The sequence below is a fragment of the Clostridium frigoris genome, from assembly GCF_018861865.1.
In the GTDB taxonomy this organism is placed as follows: domain Bacteria; phylum Bacillota; class Clostridia; order Clostridiales; family Clostridiaceae; genus Clostridium_AD; species Clostridium_AD frigoris.
Genome location: NZ_JAHLDV010000075.1, coordinates 1 through 11,416, shown reverse-complemented (window position 1 = coordinate 11,416; position 11,416 = coordinate 1). Strand labels below are relative to the sequence as shown.

Sequence of the window (11,416 nt, the reverse complement as noted above, 5' to 3'; positions counted from 1 at the left end):
TAATTGACTGGTTAAAATAAAATATTATTTCATTTCTTTACCTATTTCTCTGTTTAATTTTCAAAGACCAATTTGCTTTGTCATCATGTGACGACTTCTACTATAATACTATGTTTTTCTTGTTTTGTCAACATTTTTTTAAAATAGATTTTCAAAAGAAAACTTTTTAAATTATAATCAACATCCAACTTCTGTGCCACTCATTTGTGACGACAAGGAATATTCTATCATATCTTTATATGTTATATACATAATAATATTCTAAATACGGTAATCATATACGATATTCTTCATAATGCTATTGTTTCTTAGATTTCTTTAACACTGATACACCAGGATTGGTATACTATATTTTCATTAATACCATAGCCAAATTTTATCTTATTTAATATTTTATTAGTTATATTCTTTATTAATAAAATATTAAATATGATTTTATTAATCAAGTCCATGCTTACTCAACATATCCTGATATATTTAAATATAATCTATACCTCACTTAGAAAAGCTTCCACCATATTCGTTTTACACTCAAAGCCAAGTTCCTTTAATGAAGATTGTAATGCCAATAATGTATAAACCATTTTATCATTTTTAGCATTCTCTCCCATATGTCCTATCCTTATCACTTTTCCCTGTAAGTATCCAAAAGAACCAGCTATAAATACATTAAAATCATCGACCATATATTTTAATAATGCTTTATCATTTATACCCTTAGGCAATTCTATAACTGTTACAGTATTAGAATATCCCTCTTCAATATATAAACTAAGCCCTGCTTGCTTTACAGCCGCTCTTGTAGCTTTAGCAATAGAATTATGTCTTTCAAGTATTCCCGTGTCTTCTTTAATATTATCAAAAGCTTGTCTTAGACCAACAATATCACTTATTGGCGGCGTATATGGAAACCACTTATTCTTATAATAATCTTTCCATATAAGTAAATTGCAATAATAGGAAGCTATAGGCTTCTTTCTTTGATCCATTGATTTAAATGCATCTTCACTTATACTTAAAAATGTAAGCCCTGCTGGTGCTGAAACACATTTTTGCGAAGCACCTATCACTATATCTATTTTCCATTCATCTACTCTTACATCTTCTCCACCCATACCAGCTACACTGTCCACTACGGTAAGTATATTCATCTCTTTTAACAAATGACATATTTTATCTATATCATTTAATACCCCTGATGGTGTGTCACAATGTACTACAGTAGCGTATTTGAAATCATGATCTTTTTTAAGGAATTCTTCTAATTTTTGCGTATCTATTGCATGCTTCCTATCCTCTTTAAAAAAAACAACTTCTCCACCGTACATCTTAACAAAATCAGCAAACCCTTCTCCAAATATTCCATTATCAATCACTAATACCCTGTCACCATTTTCAGTAAGTGATGCACATGAAGCCTCTAGGCCTAAAATCCCCTCACCGCTTAATATTCTAACTTCATTACTTGTCTTTAAAAACTGTCCTATTTCCTCACAAGTTTCTTTATAAAATTCATAAAAATGCAAATCTAAATCTGGATTTGTAGTAGCTAAAGCTCTAGCCATTCTTACATTCTCTCTTACTTGTGTAGGCCCCGGAGTCATTATTTGAGATACCTTCATCATTTTCACTCCTTTATACCATTCTTTATATTTCAATAATAAAATTATATCACTAATAGCCAATTTGAAAAAATGTATCCATACGCTCCTTTAAATTATAGATTGTTTAATATTATAAATACTTAATCCTTATACAACGAATCATCAATATAGATTACGCAATGCGATCATCTTTTAACCAAAATAAAACACATGAAAAATTCCATGTGCTTTATACTATATTAACGCTTTATTAATAGTAACAATAAACTAACAAGATAAGTTATCCCAGAAAAAATTAGTGATACTACAAGAAATCCTATTAGTATAATATTATACTTTAATATACCTTGGGCCATAACGAACTTTGAGAATCCAAATGCATTAAGAGCGAGTACTATAAAGAATATTACAATTAACCCCTTAGAAGCCCCTTTAATATCTGCAGAACTTAATGATATGTGAGATGAAATACATATAGCTAAGAATAAAAATAATATAAAATATGGATTAGAAAAATTAGTTGCTGAAAAAATCACCTTTATTAAGCCAATATAAGAATCTAATATTCCATTTAGAGAAACGGAATTTATTTTAGTTATATTTACATTAACCATAGATATACTTATGAATTGATTATATGTCTTTGGGATTATAGTATACATTAAAGCAATTATCGCAGATATCCCTCCAAATATAGGTGCAATACCTATAAAAAAGTTCCCCGTTTGTTGGTATATGCTATTGGGATTATAGGCATGATTTACATAACCCAGTACTCCATTTTCATCTTTTCTTTGTAAAAGTACCAATTTAGATATTTTATGTCTAAAGAGAACACATATGATAGCATGAGAAAGTTCGTGAATAGGGACCCCTATACTCGCGGTAATAGCTACTGCCTTCCACCCAAAACTCCTTTGAAAATTTTCTATTGAATGGTTCCTTAAAAATCCAAGAATAAACCCCACCAAAACTATCATTCCCGTCATGTATATTGTATCTAGGCATGTCTTTATTATTAAGTCTATTAAACTATTCATTAAATCATCCTTTCAGATTTTATTTGCTTTATTAAGTACCATAACTCACATTTCTCAATGTTTTAAGTTAAACACAATTATACATCCATCATAACACTGTAACCTATTATTACCCACCACCCTCACTCTGACAAACAATTATCAATATGAAAAAACAACAATATGATATACTAAAATACTTTTACCGTTATTTTAGTATTCAGTTATTTAATTATAATACGATATTAATTAGATACAATGAAAAATAAGTATAATTATAATTTAATATTAATAATATTGATGGTTTTTAGTTTATTTATTAAACATTTTAGCATGTTTTCATTCTTTTATTTAAATCAATTAAATATTCGTTTAAATTTCATTTGTTTTAAGTAACAACATTGTATATTTCTATATATATAAAGGGGGAATTAAAATTAAATTCAAAAATTTTAAACTAAACAGTATTCGCACTAAATTAATTATTAGCTTGGTATCCATTTGTGTTATTCCATTAATCATATCTGGTTTTGGATCTTATACTGAGTCAAAATCAATTCTCAGTAAAAAACTTACAGTAACAAGTTCTCAAACACTTACAGAAATAAGTAATGGATTATCTGATTACTTTAATGGTTTTGATAATATGGTGTCAATGACATCAAATAATTATGACTTCATAAATGTTGATACAGGTGACAATTATAATTATGTACCCGATGTATTGAAAGGAGTAAAAGAAAGCAATAAAGATATACTTAATATGTATTATGGAACTGCTTCTGGAAAGTTTAATACATACCCTATCGCAAAAATGCCTGCTGGATATGACTCAACTAAAAGTTCCTGGTATAAACAAGCTACCGAACATAAAGGTCAAGTTATAATAACTCCTCCATATAAAGATAACGTAACTGGAATTACTGTTGTTGGAATTGCACGCGCCGTGGTGAAAAATGGACAAGTAGTTGGTGTTGTAGGAATGGATTGTTCACTAACTACCCTTGCAGAGCGAATGTCCACAAAAAAAGTAGGTACTACTGGATATGTGTTTATATCTGATACTTTAGGTAATATTATATCTCATCCGAAAAAAGACCTTATCGGAACAAATGAGGCCTCTAAGTTATCAATTTGGAACAACATTAAATCAGAAGATAATTCTTTTATTAAGTACAATTATAATGGAGAGAAAAAATTTGGTGTATTTGTAACAAATAAATTAACAGGTTGGAAATTAGTAGCTCCCTTAAACGAAAGTGAATTGACTAATGATACAACCTCTATCTTAAAGACTACTCTCTTAATCATATTAATTATGGGATTAATTTCAGTATATATGTCATTAGTCTTAAGTAAAGGAATTGCTTATAATATTCAAAAGTTAAAAGAAGTATTTGCTAAAGCTTCTAATGGAGACCTAACTGTATCTATCTCAGCTACAACAAAAGATGAATTTAAGGATCTGGCAACATCTTTTAACTCAATGATGGAAAACATGTCAGGTATCATGAACAATGTTACTAATTCCTCCAAAACAGTATCAGAAACTTCAACAACTCTTGCAAGTATGTCAGAAGAGGTGACTGCATCTATCAGCGAAGTAGCAACTGCTATAGAGCAAGTTTCCATGGGCGCAACTCAGCAGGCTCAAAATGCTCAAGACGGAGCCTCCGCTATGGATGACCTATCAAATAGATTAGATAAAATTAGTGTTAATTCTAATGAAATGGATATACTTTCTATTGATACTAAAAAGTTAGGATCTAAGGGACTGTCCATGATAGATACATTAATAGAGAAATCAAATAAAACCAAGGTATCTACCAAAGAAGTTGATACAATAATTCAAGACATGAATGAAAGCACTAAACAAATAGATATAATCTCTGAAACATTAGTAAGTATTACAGAACAAACTAATCTTTTATCACTAAACGCAAGTATAGAATCTGCACGTGCTGGTGAAGCAGGCAAAGGATTCTCAGTAGTTGCTAGAGAGATAAGCAAACTTGCTGACCAATCAAAAATTTCAACAGAGGAAATAAAGAAAATTATAGCAAGTATACAGATGAAATCAGTTTCGGCATTAAATGCTATTAAATCAACTAAGATTGTAGTAAATGAGCAAGACTTAGCAGTATCTCATACTAAGAAACTATTTACCCAAATATTAAAATCAATTGAAATAATGATTAATAAAGTTGATGAAGTAAAAATATCTATAATTGATATCAACGATAAAAAACAATCCACGGTATTAGAAATAGAAAATATTTCATCTATATCAGAACAAACAGCCTCCTCTACGCAGCAAGTAACCGCATCTACTGAGGAGATAACTGCTGCTATGGAAGAGTTTACAAAACATTCAAGCGAGCTTCAAATATTAGCAGAAGAATTAGATACCGAGATAAAGAAATTTAAAATCAACTAATGTAATAAAATATTCACTGTAATACATGATGTACCCCGAAGAATACTCTTTAATTCTTTCTCTTTGGGGTACATATTTCATTTCTAAAATACTTACCTATTTTTACTATCTCCCCCATAACAAGAGTAGTCGCCTCTGTATTTAAAAACCAATTATCTTTTGTTACCCCTGACTTATCTGTTACTGTGGATACATAGAATTCTACATCATAAGGAAATACTACTTGATACGTTAACAATGCTCTTCTTGAATGATATGATTTGCAAACCAAAATTGCTTTTTTTATGTCTATTCTATTTTTATTTAAAACTTCTAATGATAACCGAGCATTTTCAAATGTATTTCTCGCTTTGTCTTCTTTTAATATTGCATCCTCTGGCACTCCTAAGTTAATGCCTATATTCTTAAGGTATTCCCACTCTGACCTATATTTAGATATTTCATGGTTTGCACCACCTGTTGGTAGTATATATGGCGCAAAACCCTTGTGATACAATTCTGCAGCCCTTTCCATAATTTGAGGCTGACTACATCCTGGTACTAAAATTACATTAGCCTTTTGTACGTATGTCTCAACAAATATTAAATCAGTTATACAGTCAAATGGATAAACCAAATTCTATCATCTCCTTATACATAAATTCATTAATATGTCAACTTCACATTGATCCTAAAATACCTCAAACTATCTGTTTGTAACTCATTAATTATTAGAGTATTAACACTATCTTTTATCCATGTTATATCTATTAATATTTTAATACACACAAAATAAAAGTTATCCACAATTATTTCCGTTTTCATGGTTCTATTGTGCACAACTATGTTCATAAATATATTTTTTTCCTTTCAAATATTCTTTTTAATATACCCACCCAAATCACCCCATTAAAAATTTTATATCCTTATCTGCCTTCCTATACATAAACTTCTATCTACTACTATAAAACTTCTATTCGTGATTTTCCCTTGAAAGCCTCATTACCTCTTAACCCATATAAAATCATATTACTAATTTCTATTATATTATCACATTTTACTTTAACCGAGTGCATCAATAACTTTAATCTATCCTTTTATCTTCGTGGTTATTTTATGATACATTAAATAACTAAGTGTTCGTCTTGATTTTTTCGGCTTTAAAATTGTGGTTAAAATCATAAAAAGCTAATCGAGTGCATAGCCGATTAGCTTTTGTAGCAAAACTTTATTTTAATTTAGTCAAGACTTTATTAGAAGAAGCAGGTGTGTGTTTTAATGTAACACGAATATACATAAATAGAAATGCTGTAAGCCCTCCACATGTATCTACCATCACATCTCTAAATGCAGGTCCTCTTCCAGGAACAAAAGCTTGATGAAATTCATCTGAGCATGCATAAAGAAATACTACTAATATGGTACCAATAAAAAATTTTATATCTAATTTTTTACTTTTGTTTATTGCTCTATATATTAACATATATAAAATAAAATACTCAGTAAAATGAGATGCTTTTCTAACTATAAAATCGCTCAAAGTTCCAAATATATTATTTAAATTTAATCCAAGTAAATTGAATATATAAATAACAAATTTATTGTTTTCATTTGACACCTCTCCTACTTGGCTAGAAAACATGAATATTACCATCATCCACCCTATAACGAAAATCCAATTCAAATTCTTCTTTTGCATACACTCGCCCCTTAATTATTCAATTTAACCTTTTGTTTAAAATTCAATTATGATTTAATTAAATATGTTTGTCAATATCCTATATTAAAATTGAGGCGAATGCAGCTATAGTATTAAAACTATAGATCACATAATACATTATAAAACGGATGACTATTTTATCCCAAGAATTCAGGTTCTTTCACATTATCTGATCTTATTGCTTTTTTCATTATAGTAAGATCTATGGTTTGATTATATTTGTCAAAAGAGCAAGGGTATTTTGTACCACAATTATCACACTCTATAAATTCTTTAAAACAAGTTTGTTCCCTATTATCAAATAAAAAAGGAAGATTTTCTGATTCTTCGTTGTCTATACTTGCATTTACTATGTCTATTTTATATGTATAAAGAAAAGTGGCCTCATGTTTTATTTCAAAGTTTTTACCATTACATTTGGGACATATTAGTGATTCATTTACTTTCAATTTATAACTCCCTTTCTATTATAATATATTTATAGTATTTGTTTATTCCTCTTTCATACTCCCCTTATTATGATTTGTTGTTTATGTTGATTGTATACCTCCAATGTATAACATATTTCTTATTTAAATTTATTTAACATTATTAAACCCATTTCATAAATTAATTTTATTTTTCTTTATTTATGAACTTTTGTTGATCCAAATAATAGTTACCACATACTATATATTGTAGGAATAATATAGAACGGATGTGTTATATTGAACTTATCATCTATTAAGAATCTCTTAAAAAAAAAGCATGAACCTAAACTTAAAGCATTAAATTTTATAAGATATATAGGCCCTGGCCTTTTAGTAACAGTAGGGTTTATCGATCCTGGAAACTGGGCTTCAAATATTTCTGCAGGTGGCAAATATGGCTATACTCTACTTTGGATGGTAACACTTTCAACGATTATGCTTATTCTTCTTCAACATAACGCTGCCCACCTTGGAATTGTGACAGGCAATTGTCTATCGGAAGCATCTACTGCCACATTAAACCCAAAGCTTAATCGCATGGTGCTTGGTTCCGCTGTAATAGCTGCAGTATCTACTGCCCTTGCGGAGCTTTTAGGTGGCGCTATTGCTTTAAATATGCTATTTGGTATACCTTTAAAACTCGGAACCATATTAGTTTTATCCTTCATATTATGTATATTATATACAAATTCTTATAAAAAACTAGAAAAATGGATTATTGGCTTTGTCTCACTTATAGGGATATCATTCCTATTCGAATTGAGTCTTGTACATGTAGAATGGGGTAAAGCTATGGTTGGCTGGATTAAACCATCTTTTCCAAGTGGATCTCTTCCAATAATAATGAGCGTCCTAGGAGCTGTAGTAATGCCTCATAATCTATTTTTACATTCGCAAGTAATACAAAGTCGTCAGTGGAATCTAGAAGATGAGAGTGTAATAAAAAAGCAACTTAAATATGAATTTATGGATACATTTTTTTCAATGATAGTAGGCTGGGCTATAAATAGCGCTATGATACTTATCGCAGCAACTACTTTTTTCGCACAAAAAGTTCAAGTTACAGAGCTTAGCCAAGCTCAACAAATGCTTACACCTCTACTTGGAAATACAGCATCAATTGTTTTCGCTATAGCCCTACTTTTCGCCGGAATTTCTTCCTCAGTTACCGCAGGGATGGCAGGCGGAAGTATTTTTGCAGGAATATTTGGCAAGGATTACGATATTAATAATATATACACTAAACTTGGAATAGGAATTACTTTAATTGGTGCTACAATAGGTATATTTTTTATAACAAATCCTTTTAAAGGTCTTATCTACTCGCAAATGCTCTTAAGTATACAGCTTCCAATAACTATATTCCTCCAGATATACTTGACTTCTTCTAAGAAAGTTATGGGCAAATATGCTAACAGTACACTAAATAAAGTAACTCTTTGGATTATTGGACTTATAGTAACCGGGCTTAATATAATGCTATTACTAAGCTTCATACTGTAAATCCACAAAATATAAAAGGGAATTATCTTTGCTTGATTCCTTTTTTATTTAGCATGATCCTGTTCTTAATCAACTACATTTTTGATAAGTATAAATATTTATCATAATAGTAATAGTAATACTAAACTTTGAGTATATTGAAAATATGAATACCTGTACTAACTATTATTCAAGATACCTTAGATAAGGAGTTATATAAGATTGAAAAAAGAGATGGTAGCTATGATACTCGCAGGTGGACAAGGTACTAGACTTAAAATGCTTACAAAAAATGCAGCAAAGCCTGCGATACCTTTTAAATGTAAATACAAAATTATTGATCTTCCTCTTAGTAACTGTTCGAATTCAGGAATAGATACAGTTGAAGTATTAACACAATATCAGCCGCTTACGCTAACCTCTCATATAGAAATAGGCATTCCTTGGGATCTAGATAGAAGACTTAATGGACTGTTTGTATTTAATTTTGGTATAGCAAGCAATTCTTTAAATGATGCTGAAATACTATGGAGTAACATGGAGTATTTATATAGAAGCAAAGAAAAAAACATTATTCTTTCCCCCTCTTATATGTTAGGGAATATTGATTACATTGCTGCTGTCAAATATCATGAAAATAAGAAACAAGATATAACTGTAATATACAAAAATATTAATACAGAAAGCAAGAATTTTTTAAATTGTGATGTATTAAATATAGATGAAAACAATAACGTACTTAGTGTTGGAAAGAATACTGTAGCTTACAATAACTTAAATATTTCCATGGAAATATTTATTATAAAAAAAGAACTTTTAATATTGCTTATTATAAAACTAATATGAACATGTTAACCCTAAAAACAACTAAAGAATTGTTTTTAGTAATGGACCTATCTATACTAAAATTAAAGATGAACCACCTACTAAGTATTCTAATGAAAGCATAGTAAATAAATCTATAATTGGTGGTGGTTGCATTATAAAATGCATTGTTGAGAATAGTATTATATCAAGAGGAGTTTTTGTTCACAGTGGTGCTGAAGTCAAGAATAGTATTATTCTTCAAAATTGTGAAATCAGAGAAAATTCTAAACTTTTTAATGCTATTATTTACAAAAATGTTATTATAAATAAGGACAAACAGCTTAATGGTGATAAAGAATTCCCACTTGTAATTGAAAAAAGAGCTTTATTTTAAAATCCAAAAGATATAGTCATAACTTCATTAGTTATGGAATATCTTTTGGATTTTTAAAAGCTCTAATTTAAAATTTTAGAACACCTATTACTTATCGTTACCATCATTAATACTCTCTGTTGAAATATCTTTATTTTGAATTATATTTAGTGATTTCTTATGGTCTTTTTTGCCTTCATCAGATAAACTATCCACATAAATACCAGTTCTGGGAAATGCCATTGAAATGTCTTCTTGATGGAGTATATCTGCTATTTCAAAATTTATATCTTCTTTTACTCTAAAGCATTCATCAAAATCTGGTGTATCAGCGAAATACCAGATTAAAATATCCAAACTAGACGCACTCAATTTATCAAACCTAACAAGAATCCCCTCCTTATTAACCTGAGGATGATTCTCTAACATACTTCTAATTCTTGAGAGACAATTCTCTAATTTCTGCCTGGATGTTATGTAATTAAGTTCTAAAGTAAAACTAACTCTCCGTTTACCTCTTCTACTAAAATTGGTTACTGCTTGATTAGTTAACATCGAATTAGGAACTATTATTAATGCTTCATCAATAGTTCTTATTTTAGTAGTTCTAAAAGAAATATTTTCTATACTACCCTCTAAAGTATCACTGCTAACCCAGTCTCCAATAGTAAATGGTTTATCTAATATTATAGACATACCTGCAATAATATTAGCAGCTGCATCTTTAGCTGCCAATGCAAATGCCAATCCACCTAGTCCAAGACCTGCAACAAAACCTTGAATGTTATATCCCCATTTTTCAGCAATTATTGTAATAGCTAACGCTATTAGTATTAATCTTAATGTTTTTGATATAAATGGGAATAATATTTTATCAACTTTTACATCATATGCTTTATGCATTCTCTCAAATAGTAGAGAAGATTCCCCTGTAAGATTATATAGTCCCCATGAAATTAATATTATTATAGCCGAACTAAAAACATTATTTATAAACGGCAAATTAAACGGTAAAGCATATGTTAAAATTTTAAAAGCAAAATACAATCCCAGTACTTCGAAAAAATTAATTAGAGGTCTTTCAAAAGCAGCTGCTATTTTTGTGTCTGCATTGAATTTTGTTTTGTTAACAAGTTTTAATATCATCTTAAATACATATTTTGCAAATATATTTTTTAGTAATAGAAATAGTACGAAAACTCCAATAGCAAATCCTACATATCTAAGTTTAACATATGTGAATCCGCTTAAAAAACCTTGTATTCCATCTTTTGCAAAAAATTCTACTATCGATTCAAGCAAACAATCACACTCCCTTTTCTCCTACGGTTAAGTATATAATCATTTTAAACTAATAATGCTATTTACTCAATGGGTTATATAGGAAGAATTGTTTTATTATTATATAAGTTCACAATCGAGTAGGAGCTAAATAATTAGTTTATTTAGCGACCTCTCACACCACCGTGCGTACCGTTCGGTACACGGCGGTTCAATAGAAATTAATGTTTTAATAAATATGTTT

10 protein-coding genes are annotated in these 11,416 nt (G+C 29.4%); 4 read left to right on the top strand and 6 right to left on the bottom strand.

The window, feature by feature from the left end; all coding sequences use genetic code 11:
- Positions 1–488: 488 nt before the first annotated feature.
- Both KPL37_RS17900 and KPL37_RS17895 read right to left on the bottom strand, forming a co-directional pair.
- Positions 489–1,622, bottom strand: a complete 1,134-nt coding sequence (locus KPL37_RS17900) for a pyridoxal-phosphate-dependent aminotransferase family protein (protein ID WP_216151447.1) — start codon at positions 1,620–1,622, stop codon at positions 489–491.
- Positions 1,623–1,843: 221 nt separating this feature from the next.
- A complete protein-coding gene (locus KPL37_RS17895) occupies positions 1,844–2,644 on the bottom strand; it encodes a metalloprotease family protein (protein ID WP_216151446.1) in 801 nt (266 codons plus the stop codon).
- A gap of 415 nt (positions 2,645–3,059) precedes the next feature.
- On the opposite strand from KPL37_RS17895, the gene KPL37_RS17890 reads away from it, so the two are divergent.
- Complete coding sequence (locus tag KPL37_RS17890; RefSeq protein ID WP_216151450.1) at positions 3,060–5,060, top strand: methyl-accepting chemotaxis protein; 2,001 nt, start codon at positions 3,060–3,062, stop codon at positions 5,058–5,060.
- A gap of 49 nt (positions 5,061–5,109) precedes the next feature.
- Here KPL37_RS17890 and KPL37_RS17885 read toward each other — a convergent pair whose 3' ends face one another.
- The 3 genes from KPL37_RS17885 to KPL37_RS17875 form a co-directional block, all read right to left on the bottom strand.
- Positions 5,110–5,676, bottom strand: coding sequence for a YdcF family protein (locus tag KPL37_RS17885; RefSeq protein ID WP_216151445.1), 567 nt, complete (start codon positions 5,674–5,676; stop codon positions 5,110–5,112).
- Between the two features lie 591 nt (positions 5,677–6,267).
- The gene (locus KPL37_RS17880; protein ID WP_216151444.1) at positions 6,268–6,738 is read right to left on the bottom strand and encodes a VanZ family protein; all 471 of its coding nucleotides are present in this window, start codon (positions 6,736–6,738) and stop codon (positions 6,268–6,270) included.
- A 158-nt stretch (positions 6,739–6,896) separates the two neighbouring features.
- Positions 6,897–7,208: a hypothetical protein gene (locus KPL37_RS17875; protein WP_216151443.1), complete on the bottom strand. Its 312-nt coding sequence runs from the start codon at positions 7,206–7,208 to the stop codon at positions 6,897–6,899.
- A 258-nt stretch (positions 7,209–7,466) separates the two neighbouring features.
- On the opposite strand from KPL37_RS17875, the gene KPL37_RS17870 reads away from it, so the two are divergent.
- The 3 genes from KPL37_RS17870 to KPL37_RS20495 all read left to right on the top strand — a co-directional run bounded on the left by KPL37_RS17870 (position 7,467) and on the right by KPL37_RS20495 (position 9,912).
- Positions 7,467–8,732 (top strand): Nramp family divalent metal transporter, encoded by a 1,266-nt coding sequence (locus KPL37_RS17870; protein WP_246578363.1) that lies wholly within the window; start codon positions 7,467–7,469, stop codon positions 8,730–8,732.
- A gap of 201 nt (positions 8,733–8,933) precedes the next feature.
- Positions 8,934–9,557, top strand: coding sequence for a sugar phosphate nucleotidyltransferase (locus KPL37_RS19955; protein WP_246578362.1), 624 nt, complete (start codon positions 8,934–8,936; stop codon positions 9,555–9,557).
- Between the two features lie 28 nt (positions 9,558–9,585).
- Entirely contained in the window at positions 9,586–9,912 is a 327-nt protein-coding gene (locus tag KPL37_RS20495; RefSeq protein ID WP_484793065.1) for a GlgC family sugar phosphate nucleotidyltransferase, read from the top strand.
- Positions 9,913–9,999: 87 nt separating this feature from the next.
- On the opposite strand, the gene KPL37_RS17860 is transcribed toward KPL37_RS20495, so the two are convergent.
- Positions 10,000–11,193, bottom strand: a complete 1,194-nt coding sequence (locus KPL37_RS17860; RefSeq protein ID WP_246578361.1) for a mechanosensitive ion channel family protein — start codon at positions 11,191–11,193, stop codon at positions 10,000–10,002.
- Between the last annotated feature and the right edge of the window lie 223 nt (positions 11,194–11,416).